Source organism: Trichocoleus sp. FACHB-46 (genome assembly GCF_014695385.1).
Lineage (GTDB): Bacteria > Cyanobacteriota > Cyanobacteriia > FACHB-46 > FACHB-46 > Trichocoleus.
In genome coordinates, this window is the sequence record NZ_JACJOD010000032.1 from 1 (window position 1) to 24352 (window position 24352).

Consider the following 24352-nt stretch of genomic DNA (forward strand, 5'->3'; position numbering starts at 1 on the left):
ATTCGTTGCCGTAAATCAACAGACAATGGGGCAGGCATGAGTGGTCATCGTCTCATCTTGCAAGACTCACTTAGACTATCAAACTGTGGCTTACTCAAGCAATAACTGCTGTAAGAGAAGAATTAGATGGTCTATCAGTTACTCTGTCGGTCAGAAGATCCCATAGAGACGAGTAATTTCTATTGTTACTTCGCCTCTAGCTGAAGCTGATTCAGCAAGTCTTACGTTCTCACTCCTGGCAACTTAGGCTCCGTCTCTGCCGTATAGCTAGGGCAAAACGTTCTCGCATCACAGGCAGCACAGGTACTCTCATCCTCCGCATTCTTCTCCCAGGTGGACAATACCCGCCCCTGCTGCAACTCCTTCCCTCGGCAAATTTCAATTCGGGCAACGGCACTGTCAAACTCCTGGAGGGCATGGGCAATGGTTGCTTCTGCCACTGGTAGAACTCGCAAACCCCGTTTTAGCCGAAACTCAAACGGCAAAATCGGAGGCTCCTCCCCCTTACGATCCTTCCACTCCCGCAGCAGCTGTTCCGTTTCACTTCCCGGTTCTGGCACGACATCAGTCTCCCCGTTTGCAATCTCCTCCCGCAGTCGCCGCAGATCTCCCTTCGTCGGCAGCAACTCATTCAGGTAAATAATCACTCCAGCCATTACAGGCAAACTGTCTTCCTGTGCCTGCCGCAAGTGAGCGTAGGTTTGAGCTTGCCAACCATAAATGTCCCAAAAGCTGGGCTTACTGGGGTCAATTGGCTTCTGCGATGGGCGACGCATTCCCTTGTAGTCGATAATCACCTCAAACTCACCAGGAGGCTTGAGCGATCGCGCCTTAAAATCTGTCAGAAGCTCTTTCACCAATAGATTCCCCCACAAATCTGGGTCGTAAAGCTGGACGTTCGTTACAACGTCAATTACGCCCATCATCTCGTAGCGATCGGCTTCTCGGAATCTATACTCAGGGGGTATCTGGGCGAGTGGTAATGCTCTTGCCCCCGTCAACCGCACCTCTGCTCGGTGGATCAGAGGAAACAATTGTGGTCCCAATTCATTCACAGCCACTTTAGCTCTGGCGTATCCTAATTCCTCCAGGTCTGCTCCCCAGGGGAAAAGCTGTTGCGCTGCTAGCCGCTTCTTGATGAGTTCACAAATTCCGGCGATCGTCTCCTCTGACCAGGGTGGCAAATTCATTGCTCCCCTCTTCCGAGACTCATCAAACCGACGATACGACTCCTCTAACACTCCATGAATGAACTGACCAAACCACGCTTGCACCGGACGAGTCGAAGGCAATTTGCCGATGCGTGTATATCGATACTGAAGCCCACACCGCAAGAAGCCCAGTAAATCGCCAGTCAAGCTGTAGGAAGGAAGTGCATAAACCGCAGGACGTTGAGAAAGTTGCATTAGCCCACCCCACTCATTTCATCATCTGCCAATTGCCGCCAGCTATCGTCGTAGAAGAACTCACTTACTAGCCCAACCGGATTCTGAATGGGCGTTACTTTAGCCTCGTCTGATTCGACTTGTTCCACTACATACAACCAGAAGCTATCTTGCTTCTCATTGCCTGTTTCAAACTGCTTTAGAGACATACAAACACCTCGTCTGTCCCACATCCCCCGCAGAGACTTGACCTCGATATAGCGCACCTCGCCCAATCGCTGATCCCTTGACTCAACATCGTAACCTGGGTGGTTAGGGTCAATTTCATTCATATCCTGAGGGTCGCGGCCATGCCGACGCTCATACTCCATCACTCGTGCCATTCCAGCCTGGTCAATCTTTCTCGCTTCGGATTCTGTCAATTCCGCTTCTGCATTTTTGTTCGGATCGACTTCCAGACCAGAGCGAACACGGACGCCATTTCGATACTGCTGACTCGAATATGTTGTTCTCGGTTGGGATTGTCGCTTGCCAGTGCTTCGCGATCGCCGCGATCCGCCTGATCGCCCTAACCGAATCACATTGTTTCTCCTGGAAACGGAGGAAATTAAGTTAGGCTGGCGATCCTTCTCTTCAGAATCATTTTGCTCAACACCCTCTGAATCACCTTGATCAGCGGACTGAGCAGCAGGTTTTACATCTAAAATGCCTCTTCTCTGTGGGGCTACTAGGGTGGGTTTTACAGGCTTAATAATTGGATTGGCAGTGGGCTGAGTAGAGATTGGGGAAACAGAGGATGAAACTACTGGAGAGCTATTGGCTGTAGATGGAGTAGGGGTACGTTTAGGAACGGGTTGTTGTGGAACACTGCCATTAGAGGGTTTAGTGATTGCTTGTTCAGTACGACCATTAGAGGTTGAAGTTGGGGCAGCACTTGCTAGCTCCCGCCCATTGTTATCTCTTGTAGTGCCCTCATTTGCATTATCTGTTGCAAACTCGTCTGAGAAATCAGCATCAAAAATTTCATCAACTTCGTCCTCATCCGTTTCTTCAAACGGTGCTGTCACTAAAGGCGATCGTTTAAGGTGTTTAACTCGAAGCTCATCCAGCAATTGTTCGATTTCGGATGGATGACTTTCAATAATTGTCTGTAGACGAGCCGTATCAGCCAACTTGAGGTCACCTAACTGCTGATTGAGGCTATCAGTGAGATAGTTACGCATCAATTTTTCGCTTTTGTGGCTGAGGTAGAACACGCAACTGTTTCGCTTAAAGAAATAGTTTCCTTGCAGACCTGAAGCAATGTCAGAGCCGTCTAGTTGCAATTTGGTAACTATTGCTGCTGCCGCTTTGACCTCTGCCCTTAGCAGCCAACTCAACTCCACCGTATTGTCTAATCCATGTTGATCTATAGTGAGCCGCTCTAAACCTTGAATAAATTCTGGCGATCGCAGCAATTTCTGCCACTTTTGGCAAAGCTTACTCGCATCCTGGTCGTTTGTAGGCTCAATACTATTTGGAATCTCAATCACGTCGTTTAGTAATGAACGGCTACCTGCATCAATTGCTAAACTATGTGGTACCTCAGGATGCAAAATTTTAACTTGCTCGCGACCAACAATTGCATTAAGTCGCCAGGGTGCATCAGGGATAAGAATCTGATTGGGTGGCAACAGTAAATTATTATCTGTTAGAAGTAGCAAGTCGTAATCAGCCGCAGAACGTTGTTCTATTCCTAAATCCTGGGCTAGGAGCTTTAGAACCTCGTAGACACACTTCACATCATCTTCGTTGAGAGGATTTCCTTTGCAGTCTGCTGCTACCTCTTCTAAAAAGGCTATATAGTCGCTGATATCAGGCGATTTCTTCTGACCCAATAGCTCATAAACCTGGCGAATTTGTGGTTTATCAATCAGAATTTTCTGTCTACGTTTGCCAAAAAACGGTATTTTCCTCTGAAATGTATGCTCTGGCAACCAAAATTGTCCGTAGTCCCATAAGCATTCGTAACCGTCTAGCTGATCTCGTAACCATTGTTGCCCCTTTTCAGAAGAGCCAGTGCTACAGAAGGTATTGTGAAAGTAGACATAAATGTTTTGCACCGCCTTGTGGAAAGCTTCGTTATCAATACCGTCTCCACGAGTTGTACTCCATAAATCAATTAGTGTTTTGAAGTGAGAAACAACGGATTGCTGGTCAGGATAAGTACTAAATCCCAACGCTGTTTGAAACTCTTTCGGTGGCAGCTTACTAACGGGAAACAGAGGCTTCTGACTAGCTACGAGAGATCCGTAAGGACTAAAGTAGACCTCGGAACTGTGATATAGCCTATTCTGTGGAATCGTAAATGCTGGAAATCGCTTAAGCCTTTCAGGATCTCGTTCAACAGGAAGCCAAGCCCGCATCTTCAATGCTTCAGTTAAGGTTTTTCCGTTAAGTACCTTTTCTCTGTCTAGGCGTTCCCAATGTTTCTCAAGGTGACTAAATATATCTGTCAAATGCTTGGCAATTTCATTTGTTACCCCATTCTTTGCCTGCTGAATTTGCCGATCCACATATGCCAGCAAGTCTTTTGCGCTGGGTGTTATCAGAATCCTCAACTCCCGAAAGAAGTCAAGCCAGTGCTCTGTGTTTTTGTAGATTGCCATATCAGGTGAATGAGCACCGTCTCCCAGCACTTGCCGCACTGAACTGTATGTTCTGGGATCGTAAATGGTAACTGCTGCTCTCAATTGACCATCTGTACAGCGAATGAGAGGTGCTTCTCGCACTCGTTTTTTCAGATCAACACCTCGATTGCGTTTCTCTAACTCATCTTGAGCAATGCTCAAGTGGACTCGTATCCACTCCAGAGCTTCTAGCTGCTGGTTTAGCTGAAGATTACCGTAATCCTTCAGCAAATTTTGAATCATCGTTGCATGATCTAGAACAGGAATACCCAGAAAATCATAAAACGCTTTCCATTCCTGGCCATTTTCGCTGACTCCTAAACAGAGCAGCTTTAGAGAACCAGCAACTTTAGGAGGAATGTAACCACCAGGTATATAGACATCCTTCAAATTCGTTGGCTGATCCTCAACAGTTGGATAAATGTGCAACTGACGCAGCTTTTGTTTGCGATCGTCGTCATTCTTTCCTTCCCCATGCATCCAATTGCGATCGGATAGAAAACTAACCAATCCCTTGTATAGATCTGAATTGTAGGCAGGCAGTTTTTTCTGAGCTTCTAATGTATCAATTAAGTCAGGAACAGTGAGTTGATAAATTAGTTGATTGGGATGACGACTGAGAAATGTAGCGATAGCTCTCTGCAAAGATTTCTGCGTCTCAATTAGTGGAATGCCAAAGTACTGTAGGGTATCTAGCATTTCCCTTGATGTATTAGACCCACACCACAGGGGCGTTATGACATTTCCGCCTACATACAAAAAACCATTATTGCAGGGGACTAATGGTACTTTTATAAACTCATCGCGTGGCAGACTTTTAAGATCGGCAAGGTAACTGTAAACCTTTGTTAGCCACTCTACATTAGGGATTTGTTTTCCATTGGGTTCCCACTTGACCTTAACATCGTCATCTGGATTAATTAAGTCATTTAACCGTTTAGCTACCTCTATGGGAGTAAGCATGGAAACACCCTTCCAGTCGCTACTTGCCCTCACCTGATGTGCAAAATCTGGGTCTAGGAACCAGTTAGGGTGGTCGATGAAGATGTGATCCATCAGGATTTCCTCTTCGTCCTTGGGTACAAGGTAGATCAAGCCTGACGGATTGTATCCAAAGGTTTGCAGCTTTCCATCTGCCAAAATTGCTAATGGCAACCCCCTTACATGGCGGCAACCATCACTTAAGCAGTAACGCAGCAGGTTCACCACCCAATCTCGCTGCCGGAGACACGCTCTAGGAGCATTTTCCACAGGCATTCCTAAAGGTTTGTTCGTTAGCAGTCGCGATCGCAAATCCTCTGGCTCAAAGACTTTAAAGGGAATCCCGGCACTCTTAAATGCAGTTTCTAGTTCAGGAGGCAAAGTCGGATCAGGCAAGTCAACACCATCTAACCGTAGTGGTTCGAGTAGATGAGCCCAACCTTTAGGAAGGATATTGATGGTCTGAGGCGTAACCCAGTTCGTTTTACCATTCTGTCGTTGGCCATTCTGGTGAACAGTAGAATGCTCAATTGCGGAGCGAATAACTCTTTTCGAGTGGAGCAGCTTGATGACAGAGATTGGCAACTCTGCTAAAGCTTTGGTTGAACTTTGAGTGGGGAAGAACTTATAGAATCGTGCAGGATCTGTATCCCCAATATCTTCGACTAAGCTCTGAATCAAATTGGCGTAAGCGTGCGACAAGACGTGGCGCACAAGCAGTTGGTTCCAAAGCACTCGCTTTGCGTCCCTACCTGTAAGCGTATCGCTGGTTAACTCGCGCCGAGACGAATCCAGATCAAAGAAGCCATTAATGTGAACAGGAAGCCCTGTTTCCTGAGGCAGTGGAAGAAAGCAGTAGGCTCGACCTACAAAACCTTTTGGTTGTAAATTACTCGTTCTAGAAATCAAGGCAGCGGTTCCTGCCCAAGGAACTGCTTTCTCACCTTGTGTTGCCAGTTCCCGCATTAACTTGAGCAATTCGCCTTCTGCACGGATCAAGCTGGTGACGCGCCAAGTTGAAGTTGTCTGATTTTGAGTAGTGGCAACCTGAATTATGTGTTGGTACGAAACTGCGGGAAGAGCATTTGGATGACTCTGGCAAAGGGTGAGCAGTGCCTCTGCCCCTCCCTGCAAGGGAGCAAGCAGCTTATTCCGTTCAACTTTTACCTCTTGGTCGTTCTGGGTTGAAATGCCAAGTAAAGTACTTTTTCTGCCATCAGGACTAATTTCGCTAACCCGGATTGCAAGAACCGATTTAAGAAAGAGCAGCATCTCCTCCCCAACTTTGACAAACTCCATCAACAGTTGGCGTACATTCTCTTGGGTAAATGGCTCATTCCGAATCTTGCTCTGCTTTGCTTGAGTGGTAGTTCGTAAAGGCAGACGGAAGAGTGTTCCCTCAAAAGCTAGTGTGTCTGGTTGCAATCCCCCCGGCTCATAAACCTTCATGAAATCCGGGTAATCCCACCATCCCTCTTCTGAGAATCGCCAGCTACGTCCTGGTTGCCCTAAAGACGCACCCGGAATTGCAGTGGCATGAGGGTCAAAGAAGACAATGCGATCGCGAGAAATAAAGCTTGGGTAGTCGGTAACGTGATAAATAGAATTGAAGCCGACTCCAAACCTACCTGTTTTCCAGAGGGTTTCTCGCTTACCGCTATGTCCTAAATTTTGGATGTTTTGGAAGTCTTGATCGGTAAATATGGAGTCGTTATAGACCAGCATGGCAGCCCCCATCAAAGCTTTCATGCAAGGGTCGGGTAGCTGGGTAAAGTTGTGGGTCCGCCAATCGAAGACAATTTCTACACGAGTTGCCCCCGCATCATCAGCGTTTTGGATTAGCTCCTTAATGATGCCAACCCCTTCTGGATAGTCTCGAATTAAATTCTTTAACCGTGTGGTGAGCGGTTCGCTTTGATACCAAGCTTCGCCCTCGCCCAACCCTACCTTTTCCATATACTGGCCTATACCTTGTAATATTTAATGTAAATTCAGTCAAAGCTATACGGCTTTCAATTAAATCCCCAACGGGTTTGCCGTACGCTAGTGGTGTAGTTCCACGAAAGCTAGGTAATAAGACCTCACTCAAATCATTTGAAAGGGTTGATTTCCACCCCAAGGGCAGGTTCCATTTCGATTCCATCCCGTCGCTATGTTTGGGACTCTGCCACCAGGTAGTGTTGCCATTAGCCCAACTAAAAGTAGAACCTCCTGTGGACGGCTATAGGCGACAAAGAATTGGCGGTAGAGATCGTCAAACGTGCGATCGCGCCCTCCTCGAATGGGGGCATTCAAATCTGTATGAGGGCGCAGCAAATCCTCCATTGTGTGCGGGGTGCCGCCTCTCTCTGGAAAACGTTTGAATCGGTGTGCAGCGTGGTTGCTCTTAAAGTCAGAGCCAACATCGACGATCGTGAGCGGGAACTCTAAACCCTTTGACTGGTGAATAGACAGAATGCTGAGGCGATCGCGCGGAAACGCTTCCATTAGGTCTTCGTTGACTTTAACTGTGCCAGAGGCGATCGGTGCCAGGAAGTACCGCAGTAGCTCTTTGACGGAGGCTTCGGACAAACCTGGTTCATCTGGGTCGGTTACAACCCTCCCAGAAAAACTACCTACCTGCTGACAAGCTGAAACTTGGCGAGTGAAAACCTCTAGATATATCTGCCCCTCTGGATCGTCATGGAGAAATGGGAAGTAGTGAACCAGCCCATAAATGAGTGCTAGAACGGGAACATTTGGTGACCAGCGAAAACCTGCTCTCCGTGGGTCTCGTAATGCCCAGCATTGAGCAAACTCCAAAAGTCCTGCTGGTGCGCTGGCGGAACTAACCAGCCGGATAGCTGCATCACGCCAATCTGCGAAGGTGTTCGTGATGCTGTCATTCAATCCACTGGTATTGGCTTCGATTGCTCCTCCTGGGTCGAGGCACTCCAGTAATAGCCCACCAAAATAAGCAACAACGTCAATGTCGGTCAGATCTTGCCCTCTGGGATTGAAGACTTTAATGGGTGGGGTCTTGCCCAGCAATTGTTCTCGTAGGAGTAGCGGCAAACGTTGGTTCCCGCTAGTGTTGTATTCTGCTGGACTGCTACAAAGCAGGGCACAGTCGCCTAAATCTCCTCCATTGGCATTACACTCAATCCTGGTGCCGTCAGGAAGGGTATAGCCAATGCCTCGAAAAATGCGGTGGATAAAGCTTGCTAAATCGTTGGCGAGAGTATCCATGTCTAGTCGAAACATTCCTAAAACTGGAATGCCAACATCGGCATTCGGTCCGTGTAAAAGGGTGGGTTTGTTTTGAACTCTGACAGCTTGATAGCCAGGATCAAGTGTTGCGTAGTTGTTAACGAACTGAATGATAGTTCGGGTTGATCGGTAGTTAGTCCTCAGGAAAATAGTGCTTGGCTGGCGATAGAACACTGCTTCGTAGCGATCGCCAAAGTCGCTGAACAGTTCGACGGTCGCTCCCCTAAAGCGGTAGAGGCTCTGGTCATCGTCGCCTACAACTGTAATAGCCCCATCACAGGCTTCGGCCAGTTCAAAATAGATCCCTTCTTGGAGTAGGTTGGTATCCTGGTACTCGTCCACCAGCACAACTTGAATTTGCTGAGAAAATTCGGTCAGTTTTCCCCGGCGTAAGCGGTTCAGAACTTCCTGCTCTAGCAAAGCAAAATCGACCATTAACCGATCGCCCAACTCCTGCTGGTAATCTGCGATCGCCTCTCCAATGAGGTCCACGGCTACTTGTTCGCTATTGGATGAACCGCTGGTGAGAAAATTGCCCCAATCAACCTGGTCTTGAAACCGACGATCCCAAATTTCTTGAAGCAGGTTAGTCTTTTTGCCAACATTCCAGTTCCAACGGGAGCCTTGTAGAGTTAGCAGGAATTCGTCTAACTCCCCGTTTTGATCTCGGCGATCTTTGAATAGCCCTGCTTGGAGCAGAAGCGTTTTGGAGACGAAATCGTCAGCAAGGATAGGAGGTTGGGTGCCAGGATCGCGGAAGTCGCGCAAGATCCGCTCGCAGAGGCTATCGATCGTCCCTGTGAGAACCTGATTGATGTCTACTTTGGCCAGTTCGACTTTAGCCTGGGTAGGAATTTGAGAGTCAGTTTGGAGTGCTTCAAGTAGTTGGAAGCCCCAACCAAGGATGCGCGATCGCAATTCTGCTGCTGCTTTCTTTGTAAAGGTGGTAGCAAGGATAGCTTTAGGTGGGACACCGTCCACCAGAATTAGCTTGAGAATACGGACGGTGAGACAGGTTGTTTTGCCAGTACCGGGTCCAGCCACAATAAAGAGAGGTTCACTGGGAGGTTGGGCGATCGCCTCAGCCTGCTCATCGTTAGGAAGGTTACGGAAAGTACTGTAAGCACGGTAGAACTCTTCCAGGGGGATTAGCCCAAGCCCCTGAGTTGGCTGAGGTGAAGTAAACGTCATGATGCCTAGCTAGAGTGCAGGAGGGGAGGTTATCTTCTTGTTGAATAATTCCCTCAATCCGGTTTAACTTAATCAGCACTACTAACAGGCAAAAATTGAGGTAAGGCATAGCGAATTCACTGAGTCTTTACTCAAGGTGCCTTTTCGTAAAAGTAAGTTGAACTGAGAGCTTTGGCAGATTGTAACTTCAGTGTTTAGTTAATGGGTGACACGCAATTTATTCAAATGGATGACGTTGCTTGAATCAACTGGCGAAGCTCGTGAAGCTGAGAAACATCGCCAACCCAATCCCATCCTGCCTCATAGAGGTTACGCTTTTTGGTTGCGTCCCAATCGCCATCAAGAACGATGGCAAGTTTCGGGAGAGGACGTTGGCTGAATGACCACTGTGAGCGATCGCGTGGATCGGTTCCGTGTGACCAGGCTAGGCGAAGCGCACGACACCGACCTGCTAATTCTTTAGTTTTATCACCAGGATTACTAGGAGCAGACTGAGCTTTTATCATCCACTGACGGTTAAGAGAAAGTCCTTCCATCCAGGTTTCTAACGGTCTTCCATTCCAAATTTTTCCAATTACATCAGTTTGCCAAGAAGGGCAAATTCTCTGACTTCGTGTGTTACTGGTAGCGTTTTCGTCAAAAGCAAAAGCACACAAATCTCCCAGATAATGCTCAAGTAAGATATGAAAACTATTAAGGTCAGCACCAATAATTCGCATAGATTTGGTTTGAATATATCTTCTAATCACCTCTTCCTGCCCACGAATTACTCTTCCCTTTTCTTGAAAAGCTTGAAGCACAGATTTAGCAACAGTTCGCCAGCTAAAGGTACGGAATTCTACTTCGGTCAATGTCTGTCTGCAGCTTCTCGAAGACCAATGTCCACAAATATTTCTGCCTTGAAGAAGGTATCGGCTCAGCTTAGCCTCATCTCCATAAGGTGCATGAGGTTGTAGAAGATGTGGATGGGCGATCGCCTCAAAATTTTCTTTCAATTTGGTCTGAATATCTTCATCACTGGTTAAGCCTGCCAGGTAAAGCAGCATTTCAAAGACCCAATTTTGCTGATGGGTAGAGACTGCGCTTCTTTCAGGACTAAACTCTTTAGCATGGGTTTGTAGCAAATTATCGAGAGTAGCTTCGTCTCCAGTTGTTAAGGCAGTCAAAAACGTCTGACGAATAAAATTCTCTTTAGAGACAACCAACGGCTGGCTCGCGAGATCCTCGAAGCATTCATTAATACCAAGGGTTGCATCAAAACGTCCGAAGGCTCTTTGGATTGCATCTACAAATCCTGGTTCATTCAAATGCTGTCCTAGGTCTTGAAGACAAAGCCGAAGGTCTTGATTGAAACGAATTCTGTGTACGCTTCCTCCTGCAATTGGATTATGAAGGCTAGTCATTGTGCAGAAGGTTTCGGCATCTTGGCTCTTGCGAACATAAACTTGAGAAAGTTCGGAGAAAACTTCAATCAACTGCTGTCGAGGAATTTGTGCAAAAGCTGAAGCTTGAATCAGCGCATCCAAGTTCACCTGATTCTGATCGGTACTTACCAGAGCGTTTACGAACTCATCTAAATCTAGTCCCCCATCGGGAACAAGGTAGTGAAAAAGACGATAAAATAGGTAAACATGAAGTAATCCAATCCTATAGCGACTTTGAGTGTCTTGAAGGTTAATGAGGTTATTTCCAATGGCTTGACTTTGAATAGTTTGAAGCGTTTGCCATTGCGATGTGAGATAGGGCTTTGCCGTTCTGGCTAAGGTTAGTTCTAATAAATTGCTAGTAATTACATCATGCTGCCCATTTATCAAATCAAGCTGTGTACTGCAAGGTTCATAGCTGTTTGGGAAAATCAAAGAAACATCGAAAGATTCAACTAGTGACCAACTTATTGCTCCATACCATCCATTAAATGAGATCGGTATCCCGTCATCTCGTGATGGATCTGGAGGTAGTTCATCGCTAGTGATGTAATCAAAAGGGCTGCTGTTAGGAGGTAGAGCTTCAAAAACACAGTTGATTGCTACAAAATCTGTTCCGATAGCTAACTTTTGCTGAGCTAGCTCTTCCCAAGTTCTCCAAAACTTAAAATTTGAGTTTCGTCGGTTACTCCAATGCGTCACATATAAAATGGCTCGAATACTTGTGTCTTGGCGGATTACAATGTCAGGTTGAATAAAAGTTCCAGGAATAATCACCTGCCCACGGACTGATGGACGAATATAGTTCAGTCCTATATCACTGTCGCGGGTATAGTCTAGATGTAGTAAAGAAGCTTCTAAAAGCTGTTCATAGCGATTTCCTGTCCTATCTCTTGGCATAATTATTCCATCTGATCGAATTCCGGCACCTGCACAGGCAACGGTACATCTTTGTAAGAAGCCGAGACAATTACCTGTCCCTTCCCCATCACCTGTAACTCCCGCTCAAACCCCGACAAATCTGCCGAGGCATTGCGAACAGCCTCTTTCCGTTCTAACTCATTCCCCAGTGCCATCACCAGTTCTGTATTAATCTGCGACAGCACCCCATCATCAATCTCGCTCACCTGCTGGCTCACAACTGTCAGCCCAATGCCAAACTTCCGCCCCTGCCGCGAAATATCCCGGAATACGGAGCCGAACTTCATCCGTTGTGGGTTCAGCACGCTCGGAGCCTCTTCTACAACCACATTGACATAGGGCAATTGATCTGGGCTTTTCAATACACCTCCCTCCCCATAGGGCAACCGCCCATCCTCGACCCGTTGCACCAAATCATCGGCTAAGGTTCGCAGACCCACCTGCCCTTGCTCATCATCATTCCCAAATGCCTCACGGATCGCGCGAGGTAACTCATCCACCCTTGCCACACTCCGTAACGTCCGTCGCAATGTAAAGAGCGATCGCGCCACTACTGTCGTCAGCAAAAACTGCTCCATTTCCCCCATCAAGGTCGTATCCACAATCAAAATTCGACCCCGCTCCAACGCACACAAAATCTCTGGCAACAGCGACTCATACTCATACCCCACATCCGGGTCAAAGGGTAAAAACAGCCTCGTTTGCCCTCGCCGCAAAAAGCTCAGCCTGCGCTGAACGGCTGCCACTGTCCCCGACAGAAAATCCACATTTCCTTCAAAGCCCCCTGCTCCACCCTGCGTATCTCCCAGTAGCACTCGCCCGATCCACTGTTCCCCCCATAGAGCAAACTGCTGCTGAGCGAATGCCACCTGTTGCTCGCTAAACTCACTGATACTGCTCAGGTCATCCGGTAGCACATCTGCCCTCGACAACATGACCTGCCGTTCCAAACCCTTCTCTCCAACCTCCCGTGCAGTCAGGTAATAGAAAGGTTCTACCAGTGCCTTACGCTCTTCCGACGAGTAGCCCTTCACAATGCCATGAACACCGTCCTTACCTCCGATCGCCCCATGCCAAAAGCGGAACTCATCATGAGGATCGATCGCCAGCATACTCACCAAAGGCTTGTTCACCTCTTGACTCTTCTGCTGCGTGGCTGCTTGGTTATAGTCCATCACAGCTTTCAGCAGCACCATCATCAAGTTGCTCTTGCCAGCACCCGTCCTGCCAAACACTCCTAAATGGTGTGACAACGCATAAGCAGGTAGAAATACCTTGACTCCTTCTAATGCTTGCTCTCCCGCTAACAAGTCCCCAACATAAAGCCCTTCATCCCCAAGTTGACTGGCAAGCAGCGATCGCATCACTTCTGCAACCTCAGGCTGCTGAGGATCGACCCGGAATACATTAGATAGGTGTTCTGGCAACCGACGAGGTTTGTGAAACGTCCATTCCCTCTCTTTAGCCTCTGCATAACCCAACACGATACCTGTCAACTTAATCAGCAGTTCCTCTGCCAAATTCTGGCTCAGATAAGAATCTGGCATCGTCAATTTATTACGGGCAATGTCATCTATTTCTAATGCCCGGTTCATGATATTGGCATATTGAGTCGTTCGAAAAATGTAGAAGCGCTCTTGCCCTCCCCGACGACTTGGTAGGAGAAATAAATCCCCCACGGCCACATCCGCATTCTCCGCCACCACTGTTAGCTGGTAAGTGTCGCTTTCAGCTAAGACTCCAAACCGCTTACCCAGCTGCTTGATCAAGCTGTCCATACTAATAACAGCCATCCGTGCTAGTAGATGCGGTAAGCTCTGTTACCCAGCTCAGATGTAGCGTGTCCTCTAGAAAACCAAGATGGAATGATAAAGGTAGCTGCTCAGGAGGTTTCTTGCAGAGAGCAGTTTGCAGCGTAGTAATGAGTTCTTTCAAGAAGTACTGGCTTGAAAGTGAGTTACGAAGCTGTATGTTCTGATCAATCTCCTCTTCATGGCAAATATCAATACCATGAACGAATACAAGCGGCATAGGCTCACTTAGCTAAGATGCGGACTCTGCGAATGGGCATTCACAATCCTAATGGTCATTTTTCTAAAAGTAAGGATTATGAAGGGAAGTTAACGATGACCAGTCGCCATTGAAGGATCTCGGAATAAGTTTGGATTCATCCCTCCAGCGATCGCCTTAGCAATTAGTTGTTTACGGTAGGTAAGTCGTTCAGTTTGAGTCAGGGAGGCGCGATCGTGAGCTGCCTTAATTGGGTAGGGGTAGCCAAAAGCTCGCTGATCATGAGAAGCATAGTCCAAATCCTCAAAAACTCTAGACTCGTTGCGTTGGGTTTCGCTATCATTAGAGCCTTTGATAAAGGTTTTCCAGTAAGCTCGGTCCATATCTAGACGCATTACGGGCGTGTTTTTATGAAAGCGAACTAGATACGAAACGGCTCCCGGTGGTGGCAGGCGTCGCCCTTGAGCCATTGAGAGTGCCCATTGATCCTGATCTGGTTCAGGGACTCTTAAATACCAGTGTTCTGCCACATCCCCCTTTACCAGACCTTGTAGTTCGGCAGCAATTCGCTCCAAAAATTCCATTCCTGGCAAGCCATGCGATTTAGAGAGCGTGAAGAAGCCAATGTCTTGCCCACGAGCTTTTACGCAACAAAGCCGTTTTAGGTGCTCATAAAACAAAGAATTCTTCGGGTTTGTTACCAAAGGTAAAGCAAAGGTAGTGTCCATCAGCAGATAGTTCAAAGGCTGATTGCCAACAAGCAGGCGAAAGGCTGCACCCATCTCAGCGGTCGAGCGCAATTGAATTGCAACATTACCCGTGTCACTGGCATGAGGGCGGATCAAATCCTCAAAGAGCTTTCCAGGTTTGCCTATGCTCTTCTTGCCAGTCTCCTGAGCTTTAAGCTGACGATAATCAGATTCTTGGATCACATCCATTAAAGACCAACCTAACGACATCAAGCCTGCCGCTCGCTCCAAAGCCTTTTCAAAAGCGACTGGCCCTCTTTCGTTATGCTCAGGCAACCACGAAATCCCTAGCGATCGCCCCAAGGGATCTTCTAATTCACGTAAACCATAAGCAAAATCAGCAGCATATACAGTCGCTTGAGCTACCGACATGTAAACAAAAGAGTCAGCGTAGCTTAGCATCGGAAAGTCACCACTACCATCGACGCCCGCTACAAGTAGAGCTTCTCGCTGAGTTGTATGACTAAAACACTGTATACATTTGCGGAGAAGCGCCTCTTCCCCTTCACAAGGGCTAATTTGCCCTTGCCATAACTGCATGTCGCCCACAATTGCGTCTAACTGTTCTTGAAATTCCGCCTGCAAGTACAAATCAAAACGCAACTTTTTGGCTCCCTACTCCATCAATTCTGAACAACCAGTCATACGCTATCGGTAGCCTCCAGTTAGATCGAGGCTATACGACTCTACATTCAACTGGTAGTTCTACTCTACCAATCCCACAGCCCTCTACCATACAAATAGCGAGCAAATCAAAGCCTAAAGAGGCGATCGCACAATGCCCAATACTGATGCAGTGAACGATATTGTCATACGACCAGCCCAACCAGATGACAAACCAGTAGTGATGGAATTCTGCCAGCACACCTGGAAGGATGCAGAAGACTATATTCCTGAAGTTTGGGATAAGTGGCTAGCTGATCCCTCTGGACAGATTTTCGTGGCAGTTTTGCAGGAACGTCCGGTAGCAATGGCACGAGCTGTGAAGCTGTCGCAGCAAGAGGGCTGGTGGGAAGGCTTACGGGTTGATCTTCAATATCGCCGACTGGGTCTGGCAAGAGTTTTAGAAGCTCATATTTCTCAGTACTTGCAGCAAGTTGGTGTGACTATCACCCGCTGTTGCGTCGCAACTTGGAATACAGCTGCACATCCATTTATGAAGCAGCAAGGCTATCACAAAATTGATAACTACATTTTGCATCGAGCCGATGCAACAGACAGCTCTACACCACAAATCTCACGGCTCGGCTTAGAATCCTTTGATGCAGCTAGGTCTCTGGTCCATCAGTCTCAATCCAATCGCTTGTTTGTGTGCCGAGGAGCCAAGTGGCAAGCCTTGACAGCTCAAGTGCTCCGCGATCGCTTAAACCAAGGCTTAGTATGGGGGATCGAACACGAAAAAGTCTTGCAAAGTGTCTTTCTTCAAAGTCATCTAGAAAGTTCTAACGAGGCACTATGGGTTGGTTGTATTGAGGGTAGGGAAGACAGCTTGCCAGTTATGTTGAGTGGGATGTGTCACTTAGCACGGCAGCAAGGCTATGAAGCTGTCAGCGGCTTTTTTCCTAAGAGGGAGCCTATCCTCAACGCACTGCAAAAGGCTGGATATCAGTTGCTCCCAGAAGAAGAGTTTTGGATTTACGAGAAATCCCTTCAACAAAAGTAGGGCCTTCAATCGTAAGCCCTTATACCTGTGTGCGACAAATCTTCTCCAAATGCCTAAAACGAGCAAACTTCAACCCTTGTATTCTCTACTCACCATAAGAACACTAATGCCCTGATTGACGAAACCTTCGATTTCAAATTTAGGAACTGTTTCAGCAGTTAAAATTACTTTGTCACAATTCAGTTCCTGCCGAAAGTAGTTAATTTGCTTCAATGTTTCTCCAAAACCTTGGTTCTCATTTTGGGCGACAACTAGTATTTTTTGACAGGAAATGCCTGTAGTAGTCAGGTCTTCTTGGATGTAAACCGTTACCACTGCGTCTGCTGCCTGGGGATACTGAACAGGCACGCCAACTTGAGCCACAATCTTTTGAATTCTCGACTCTGCTGTGGCAGATACAGCAGGAGGTTCGCACCCTAGGACGAGTGACTTCAGAGCATCTTCATCAGCGATCGCGAGTGCCAGCCATGATTGCTCTTGAAATGTCGGTTTGCGTTCTTCACAGCGCTCACCCAGAGTAGGTTGTTTAGCGCTGCTAGTACTTGTATTGTTATCTGGCTTGCCAAAACTTATAAATGGTCGGCTGCTTAACGTATTCGAGATTGTTTTGAGCACAACAGCCAGTTCATGGATAGAACCTCGTAGTTCTTCCAATACAGGTTGCATTTCCTCTAATTGCTGCTGTTTGCCAGACTGACTGGAAGAAGCCGTTGAGCTTAAAACTTCCAAGGCAGATTCACCCAAGCTGGTTTGAGCGATCGTCTCTAGATCCAACCAAGAGTACGGTTGGTTAGTTGAGTCATTAACTGTGTGAGGTGCTATTTTCCTGAGAGTTGTCCTTCTAGGAAGTTGAGTTTTGCCGTTGCAGATAGAGGCGATCGCCGCTCGGCTCACCCTCGTTCGTCTTCCGGCTTCGTGTAACGATCCACACCGCCGAACTGCGAACTGCACAATGGCAGCTAAAGTAGTTGCGTTCGCTTTTTTGGCATGATTAGCTGATCTCATTCGATATTTAGGCTTGTAGCAAAACCTCAGATCGAAACGACAGCTCAGATCGAAATGACAAGCTGGCTCAGAATGACAGCTCAGATTGTCATGAGAGCTTGCACTTGTGGTTTCGCAAGTTGCCGAATGAATCGAGTGGGTGTATTACCAACTCTTCATTAAAGATGTTGGATGTGGAAAGGGCAAATTCATACCCGCACCGTGCGGGGATTTTATAAAGTTCGATCGCGCTCGTTCCTGCACAGCCGCTGCCACAATTCCTCTGGGATTTGCTCGTAGTACTCCCATAGGAAATCTATCTCTGCTAAACGCCTCAGGTAAATTGACTCCGGCAGTTGGCTACTTCGACTTTGTTGAAACCAGCGATCGACGGTTGACTCAGAGCAACCGCAGATTTGAGCCATTTGAGCATGAGTTACATTCCACTTAGCGTAGAAGTCCGTGGGGGTCATGCCTAGCTGACAATTACGGTAAAGGTTCAGCAGGGTCTGTTCTCGGTTGCCCAACTGTCTCAAGCTCATGACCGATCCTTCTCCAAGCTACCTTGATGACAAGTGGTGGTAATCAGTAGCTCCAAATCGCTTTCCCAAGCAGTATCAGACATGACCCAGGCTCGTGAAGGACTATAGCGATCGAGCCAGATGACATATTTCCAAGCCCACATCTTTAACTGTGAAGCAGGGGCATACTGAAGGCCTGTGATGGTGCCGAAGTCTTGGGATGGTTGGGGTTGCCACTGCACGCGATCGCCAAGTTGGAATTTGGGAATTGGGACTTGCTGTGGAAAGTCTCCCGGTAAGGCATCAAGAGCGATGGAGTCCATAAGACGGACGATGAATCAAGCAGAAAGTAGGGTAGGCACTCTCTATACTACAGCGCAATGACGCAACGACGCAATAGCTATAGTGGCAAATTGAGTTTTTAGCGAAATGCTGTGTAAAAATTGACGCCGAATCAAGCTGTAGGATCAAATGGCACAGGAAAGTAGAGAGGTTCGGGGAAGGATTCCTAAGGATTTGAAGATTGCCTTTGAGGTAGCTTGTGTACGCATGGAAATTACACAGGCTGCTGCATTGGAGGAGGCAATTCGCGATTGGTTAGTTAAGAAAGGGTTGCCTACTAGTGATGAGGGGAAACGGTAGAAGTGAAAATCCCTAAATTCTTAGGTAGTACTTCAAGTTAGTACTAATCCTGGGCAGAAATCTCTTCTGGATAAGGGTTACGACAGGACTTGGAAGATTAGGCTCAAAGAGAGCGGAGTGCTAAGCAAGCATAATCACCTCCAAGACTTGCTCAAAAGATCACCCCTGAGCAAACAGCCTCTCAACCGGGATATGGCCTTTGAAAATAGCGTGATCGATAGCGATCCTAGAGACTCTTTCAGTCCCGTAAACCGGGATATGGCCTTTGCAACTCCGTAACTGCTCCAGCGCCTCGTCAGCGTCTGCAAACTTTCAGTCCCGTAAACCGGGATATGGCCTTTGCAACCGAGGCTTCAAAAAGACAGTTGGTGAAAGGTTTCTAGAAACGATTTTGGCAAACCTCGAATTGAAATGTCAAATACTGCTTTCAAATGACTTACCATCGTTTTTCTATCCAAACTTAAAAACCGAAAAGCCTTATCCGCTAAGGGCTCTACTAATTATGATATAGCTCCTGGGATTTTGAATCACGCTTTAGCTTGCCAAAGATTGCATCATGTTGGGGGCAATCTGATCCAATCTCGTTTGTCCCATTCCCATCGCTGTTTTTCGCCCTACGCCAGAAAAGAAGGCAAAATGAGCTAATATCGTAGCGGCTTTTGCCTGTTCTGGGTCGGGAAATCGGTATGTAACCCAACCCACTGCTCCAAGTTCAACTGAGTTTTTGATTTTTACCTTTTCGGTTCTCAGCTCATAATCAGAAACCCACCCATTCCAATGAATTTTAGGAAGCTTTAGGTTTTCTGGGGCAAACGCATTCCATCGGCGATATAAGCTGCCAAATGCTGCTTCAAGTAAAGGAAAGGCTTGAATTCCCTGCCCGGTATTCAGCTTGAAGCTAACTGGAGAAAGATACTTCAATGTCAGCTCGTTCAAGATGAGCGGCGTTTTAGCAAGCAAAGTATAACTAGATGAACAAACCCATAAATCAGTGCTGGGCAACATGTTGATGCTTTGAATGACAAAGGGGAATTCCGCCAAAGAGAATGGTGTGTCTTCCAATTTTTGGAACCCCTCTAGAAGTGGTTTCATAAGATTTCCACTCAATAGTCCAATCCGAAAGTGGAATTCATTTCCTGCCTTTGCCTCCGTTTCTTGGCGTTTACTCATTAATCCGGAGATAATAAAGGGTGACTCTTGGCTCTTGTGAATTGCTTCAGAAACGTTTGGGTCACCCTGACGAAACCACTCCAAGACTTGGGCATGAATGGCTCGATTGCAGGCCGAGGGCAAAGGTCCACTCCTAGCAGCTCTCAAATGAATAACCAGAGTTTGTAGCGTTTCAGGCTCAACAGAGAGCAGGGGCATAATTGGCTCCATATGCTATTCCGCTTGGTAAGCAAATTTGGTTTGGCAATTCTTCTAGGGCTCGCCATTTTGCTGGTACTTCGTGCTCAAGCGGTCGATCAATTTTCCAGTAGTCACCGGATAGTTGGGCTTGACTTAACAGGCTCACAGGGGGCATAACAATCCGGTTGTATGACAGTAAGCGAGTTGAACTGGGCAAATCTATAGGATTCAAGGGATGCTGGCAAGTATAGTCACCTGATTCTTGGTTGATCCTCACTTCAGGAATCAATTTTGTCTCCACTCGTATCTTGGCTGCCCACTTACCCAACCTGATCCAACGAGGAATCTGAACGATTTCAGGAGCAATAATATAAGTTTTGTAGGTGCTGCCTACTGCTAGTTCTTTTGCTCGTCCGTAGCTAAGAGGATAGTTACGATCGTTCCCCTTCCCTCCTAATGGTCTGGACTTCTCATGATAAGCAGCTTGAGATACTTTAAAGGTGTTGACCTGATAAGAGTACCGTATCGGTAAAGCTGGGAAGACGTAGATACCTGATTCATTCAAGCTGAGTAAATTTTGCTCATTATCAGCCTCTAGGTAGCCGGGGCGCTGAGCGATCGCACCTTCCAAGCGGTAAGGTCTGGGAATGTAGGTGCCTTCGAACAGGGCATAGCTAAGTGCCCAGTTATGAAGGTATTTCTCCGTCTCATAGAGGGTGCCCATTTCACGCGAGGCAAAGAAGACATTGTCGTGGAGAGTTAGATGGCATAGATAGAGAACCATTCGAGTACCTCTCAAATAGAAGATCCTTGCCTTGCTTTTTTCTTCCGTTCAGGAAAGAGAGCCCCATAACTTTCGGAGTAGGACTGGGTCTGCTGGTAAAGGGTAGTCATAATGGTTCGCAGTTTCACCTCGTCCTGATAAATGCCAGTGACTTCTTCCAGAAGTTGTTCTAGCTCAAATCCAAAAACTGTGGTGCTGCGAACGGGCTCCTGCTTCAAACAAGTTTCTGCAACTATTGCTGCTTCCTGCCGAAGTTCCCCAATCGATACGTGAATATCACCCTTTGTGTTCAAGGCATCATAGAGTGCTTGAGTGAAATGCAGGTTGCTGAAGATTTCGCCATCACAGAAGGCAAGACCAACAATGTGATTGGTCATCGTCCCAGTTCGAGATTGAAACTGCGATGGGAGACTTCATATGGACTGAGTGAGAACCCGGAGTCTGAGTAAACCTTAGACCGCTCTGATCCTTTGTCGCCAATGCCAAATCCATAAAGGATACAATCTGGACATCTTTTGCATGATTTCTGACCGTTGTATTCGCAAAAGCCAGTCTCGCCCTCTACATCACTGGTTAAGCCTAGCGATCGCAACAATTGCCGTCCTACCAGCCGTTCTGGTGTCACCTGCTTGCGCTTAAACATAACTAATCGGCTGATCAATTGCCTAGATTTTTCATCCTCAGAGTTTAAGCCTGCTTGAGTTCGGGCCGTATTGAGCACCCCATCCGTTTGAAAGACCGGAAATGATTGGCTGTGACGTACCAGGAAAACGTGAACATACTTCCCCGATGCCAAACGGGGAAAAGCAGGATGGAATTGAGGTTTCAGATTTTCTAAGACACTCATAACTGTGCTCCTTCAACTTCCTGCTTTTTCGTTTTGGGTTTAGTTTCCTCCATTGCCAATAAGCGGTAAGCAAACTCGGCACCTGATTTAATCCGGCTGCGGTGTTCTTGCAGAAGGGCGCGATCGCCCTTGTATTGCCCCAGAAATAAATCGTTGACACAGGTGCTTACGAACTGGTGAACTGCCTGTATTTCGTTATTGACACGAATTTCAATCGATAAAGAGTGATCCTTGACGAGAGGACGTCTCTTGGGCTCCTGCCGTCTCAGAGCGTCATGTAATCGTTCCGATGTTTGCAATATTAGGGTTTCGATCGGTAAATCGCTGGGAGTTGACAGGATATCTTCTAAAACCTTTGATAGGGGAAGGAGAATCGCGTAGGTTGATTTCGCTACATGGACTTGATAGAACACTCGATATTCCTGAACTAACCGTTGAGTTATGTCAAGTTGTTGTTTCATAGCCGGATTTCCTGCTGTCCAAATCTGGGCAAATTTCCAGTATCTTTGAACTATTTCATCGGAAAGGACTGGAAAAGATGCATGGGCAAGACTAAAAATAGCTAAGACATCGTCTGTAATTGCGTGTACAGTACCAGGAAAAGCTTGCCAACGAGGGTCAGGAGGCTTCGACCGACAGTCAAGATGAACGCTGTAAGCAATCAATAAACGATTAAGCCAATCACTCAGGTGTTTGACCTGTCCCTTTCTCTCCTCTTCCAGATGAATGCGGGTTGGCAAATCTAACAGGTTCCAGAAGCTAGCGGGTCCATCCACCTGAACTGTTGTTAGAAATTCGCTATCGCTATCTCTGTTGTAGGGTGGTGCAGAACTGGTGGTAGCGGTTACTTTAATGCCTAGCACCAGTGGAAGTGCGATCGCCAGAAATGCAGGTTCAATCCAGGCATCTGTCGTTGTTTTTCCCCTTTGTAGTGGTGTAAGTCATTGCCAGGAAAGTGAGGTTGTGCTGACTCTCCTCGTTAGAGTTGAGCTCATTTTTCAACCAGGGATAGAAGCGCAAAGCATTGGCATCCATCCCATGCTCCTGCCAGAACCGGCGAATTTTCCATAGATTGACTCGTTCGAGTTGCTTGGCCAGGATATGAATGACTTTTGTAACCGGAGGAGCGTGAGCAAAGGTAGGAGAAAAATATAAAAAAACGGGCTGTCGCTCTTCCAGTTTGCCTGGAGAAAATGACCAGAATGCCTGCCGTAAGAGCATCTCTAATGACCAGATTTTAGAAATGCCTCGCTTCAGTTGCCGCCCTCCTAACGGATTTTTGTTGCTATACTGCTGGGGCTTAAAGGGGACAACTGAAGCCATTTGAGCTTCTGAGACGAATTCACCAGAGCTGAGGGAGCAAATCGGTTGTCTAGCAGCTTTTGTCTTCGCAGCCATATACGTTGCCAATTCATGTTCGAAGGATGACTCTGGGCTATCCCATCCTGGTAACTCTAAATATTGAACCAAGTAGCGATCGAAGGCTTCACGAGTGGCACTGGTTAGAACTGGAAAGAGTTTTTTCTCCTCAGCCCAGATTGTTAACCGGCTAGCTATTTCTTGAAGTTTTCTAGTGACAGATCTCAAATCTAAGTGAGGGCTGTTAGCGACATAATAAGCGGCTGCATGATACCAGCCCAAATTCACTCCTCCTGTATGAATCTGAGCTTGCTCCCAAGTGATAGCAGATTGAATGCCCAATTGTTCCAGAATCCACGCAATGAACTCTGAATTGCTTCTAAAAAACTGCTTTTGCAAGAAAATGATAAATTCTGCAATGCGATCGCTTCTCAAATCTGCACCTTGAGACAGGAATTTCCGCTCTAATGTAGTGATACTTAAATTCATGAGGCGTTTAGGTGTTGCAGGATCGATTTCATTTTTAATCGTGGCTTCAACGATACTAGGCAAACCCTGAATCAACTGGGCTGGAGAAAGGAGTTCGAGGATTTGAGGTGCTGCTTTTAATCCCTTTCCGTCTCGCTTGAATCCAATCTCTCCCACTAACATGTTGGTCACCAATTGGTCACTAATCTGTTCCCATATAAATTGCTGGAGATCCATGCGATTGAGTAAGTTGAAACCTCGTGGTGCAAGGTAGACAACCCCTTCGGTAAAGCATAGAATTGGTTGCCAATTCAACTTCTCAGTGAAGTTCAGGACAGCATTATGGATGCTGTTAGTGAGCAGTCCAGTACAGTTACGGAGACGGTGATAGATTAGAGTGCGATCGATCCCCAATTCCTTCAGCAGCGCTGGCAAGCGATCACCTGCCGATGTAGTAACAATATCGACAGGACTAGTGAGTTGAGCGGCGATTGTACTAAATGAGAGTAACGGGTGCAGAGTGAGCCTCAGACGCTGGTCAGGGACTCTGAAACCATTTCTCTTAGCTGAGGTATTATTGTCTGAATTTTGAAGAGTAATTTGAGTGAGATAATCAATCTCTGGCAAGTACTCACGCCACTGTGGCCAAAACATATCCAGATTGAGTACTTCTCCTAGATTAATATCTGGAGTAAGCAGTGGAGCTGTTACTCTGCTTGAATAGCAACTGTTATACCCCTGCAAGGTAAACCACACACAGAGTAAGCATTTCTCATCCTTAGATAGTGCGAGTTCTTCATTCAGAAGAGGGATTAAGCTCCAAACGATTAGCAGGCTATTCAAGATATTAATCAGTAGACTTTGGTTTAAATGTTTATCACTACTGATCAACTGTCTCGTTTGGTTTTGCTCTTGCGTTAGCGTTTTCCAGTAACTTTTTGTCCTACAAAACGTAGATGCTCTTCCAAACTCTTGTTCTACAGCAGGTAGTACTACATTGATGTAGTTAAATAGTACCGAATCAAGGCTGTGCGGTAGAGTTTCGAGCAGGAGGGTTTGGAGAAGAGTTTTCATGGCAGACCAAAATAGAGTTTAAGGCTGCTAATTCTCCTAATATTAAGGTGAAAACCTGAAAAAGCCAGAAAGATAACACTT

General features: G+C 46.8%; 17 protein-coding genes. 2 read left to right on the top strand and 15 right to left on the bottom strand.

Features of this window, described 5'->3' with window-relative positions:
• Positions 1 to 221: 221 nt before the first annotated feature.
• From H6F72_RS20215 to H6F72_RS20240, 6 genes are all read right to left on the bottom strand, one after another.
• Positions 222 to 1406, bottom strand: coding sequence for a PD-(D/E)XK nuclease family protein (locus H6F72_RS20215; protein WP_190439934.1), 1185 nt, complete (start codon positions 1404 to 1406; stop codon positions 222 to 224).
• The gene (locus H6F72_RS20220; RefSeq protein ID WP_190439937.1) at positions 1406 to 6991 is read right to left on the bottom strand and encodes a sacsin N-terminal ATP-binding-like domain-containing protein; all 5586 of its coding nucleotides are present in this window, start codon (positions 6989 to 6991) and stop codon (positions 1406 to 1408) included. Before H6F72_RS20220 ends, H6F72_RS20215 begins: the two co-directional genes overlap by 1 nt.
• A gap of 129 nt (positions 6992 to 7120) precedes the next feature.
• Positions 7121 to 9475, bottom strand: coding sequence for an ATP-dependent helicase (locus H6F72_RS20225; protein WP_190439940.1), 2355 nt, complete (start codon positions 9473 to 9475; stop codon positions 7121 to 7123).
• A gap of 221 nt (positions 9476 to 9696) precedes the next feature.
• The gene (locus H6F72_RS20230) at positions 9697 to 11799 is read right to left on the bottom strand and encodes a hypothetical protein (protein ID WP_190439945.1); all 2103 of its coding nucleotides are present in this window, start codon (positions 11797 to 11799) and stop codon (positions 9697 to 9699) included.
• 2 nt (positions 11800 to 11801) lie between these two features.
• On the bottom strand, positions 11802 to 13613 hold the full coding sequence (locus H6F72_RS20235; RefSeq protein WP_199299211.1) for an ATP-binding protein: 1812 nt from the start codon (positions 13611 to 13613) through the stop codon (positions 11802 to 11804).
• Positions 13614 to 13940: 327 nt separating this feature from the next.
• Positions 13941 to 15182 (bottom strand): hypothetical protein, encoded by a 1242-nt coding sequence (locus tag H6F72_RS20240; RefSeq protein ID WP_190439949.1) that lies wholly within the window; start codon positions 15180 to 15182, stop codon positions 13941 to 13943.
• Between the two features lie 175 nt (positions 15183 to 15357).
• Here H6F72_RS20240 and H6F72_RS20245 point away from each other — a divergent pair, with 175 nt between their 5' ends.
• The gene (locus H6F72_RS20245; RefSeq protein WP_190439951.1) at positions 15358 to 16242 is read left to right on the top strand and encodes a GNAT family N-acetyltransferase; all 885 of its coding nucleotides are present in this window, start codon (positions 15358 to 15360) and stop codon (positions 16240 to 16242) included.
• Between the two features lie 69 nt (positions 16243 to 16311).
• On the opposite strand, the gene H6F72_RS20250 is transcribed toward H6F72_RS20245, so the two are convergent.
• The 3 genes from H6F72_RS20250 to H6F72_RS20260 all read right to left on the bottom strand — a co-directional run bounded on the left by H6F72_RS20250 (position 16312) and on the right by H6F72_RS20260 (position 18070).
• A complete protein-coding gene (locus H6F72_RS20250; protein WP_190439953.1) occupies positions 16312 to 17247 on the bottom strand; it encodes a helix-turn-helix domain-containing protein in 936 nt (311 codons plus the stop codon).
• A 212-nt stretch (positions 17248 to 17459) separates the two neighbouring features.
• On the bottom strand, positions 17460 to 17768 hold the full coding sequence (locus H6F72_RS20255; RefSeq protein WP_190439956.1) for a helix-turn-helix domain-containing protein: 309 nt from the start codon (positions 17766 to 17768) through the stop codon (positions 17460 to 17462).
• A complete protein-coding gene (locus tag H6F72_RS20260; protein ID WP_190439958.1) occupies positions 17765 to 18070 on the bottom strand; it encodes a hypothetical protein in 306 nt (101 codons plus the stop codon). The genes H6F72_RS20255 and H6F72_RS20260 overlap by 4 nt, the downstream gene beginning before the upstream one ends.
• A gap of 148 nt (positions 18071 to 18218) precedes the next feature.
• Here H6F72_RS20260 and H6F72_RS29975 point away from each other — a divergent pair, with 148 nt between their 5' ends.
• Positions 18219 to 18389: a hypothetical protein gene (locus H6F72_RS29975; protein ID WP_206755452.1), complete on the top strand. Its 171-nt coding sequence runs from the start codon at positions 18219 to 18221 to the stop codon at positions 18387 to 18389.
• Between the two features lie 534 nt (positions 18390 to 18923).
• Here H6F72_RS29975 and cas6 read toward each other — a convergent pair.
• From cas6 to cas10d (H6F72_RS30355), 6 genes are read right to left on the bottom strand one after another with little or no spacing between them, the layout of a single operon-like run.
• Positions 18924 to 19757: a CRISPR-associated endoribonuclease Cas6 gene (gene cas6 / locus H6F72_RS20265; RefSeq protein WP_199299212.1), complete on the bottom strand. Its 834-nt coding sequence runs from the start codon at positions 19755 to 19757 to the stop codon at positions 18924 to 18926.
• Positions 19738 to 20523, bottom strand: a complete 786-nt coding sequence (gene cas5d, locus H6F72_RS20270) for a type I-D CRISPR-associated protein Cas5/Csc1 (protein ID WP_190439964.1) — start codon at positions 20521 to 20523, stop codon at positions 19738 to 19740. Before cas5d ends, cas6 begins: the two co-directional genes overlap by 20 nt.
• 11 nt (positions 20524 to 20534) lie before the next feature.
• Entirely contained in the window at positions 20535 to 20900 is a 366-nt protein-coding gene (locus H6F72_RS30345; protein WP_242017044.1) for a hypothetical protein, read from the bottom strand.
• On the bottom strand, positions 20897 to 21370 hold the full coding sequence (gene cas7d, locus H6F72_RS30350) for a type I-D CRISPR-associated protein Cas7/Csc2 (RefSeq protein WP_242017045.1): 474 nt from the start codon (positions 21368 to 21370) through the stop codon (positions 20897 to 20899). Before cas7d ends, H6F72_RS30345 begins: the two co-directional genes overlap by 4 nt.
• Positions 21367 to 22269 (bottom strand): type I-D CRISPR-associated protein Cas10d/Csc3, encoded by a 903-nt coding sequence (cas10d, locus tag H6F72_RS30835; RefSeq protein WP_348252422.1) that lies wholly within the window; start codon positions 22267 to 22269, stop codon positions 21367 to 21369. The genes cas7d and cas10d (H6F72_RS30835) overlap by 4 nt, the downstream gene beginning before the upstream one ends.
• Positions 22265 to 24271 carry a type I-D CRISPR-associated protein Cas10d/Csc3 gene (gene cas10d, locus H6F72_RS30355; RefSeq protein ID WP_199299213.1) on the bottom strand — a complete coding sequence of 669 codons (2007 nt, stop codon included), beginning with the start codon at positions 24269 to 24271 and terminating at the stop codon, positions 22265 to 22267. Before cas10d (H6F72_RS30355) ends, cas10d (H6F72_RS30835) begins: the two co-directional genes overlap by 5 nt.
• Between the last annotated feature and the right edge of the window lie 81 nt (positions 24272 to 24352).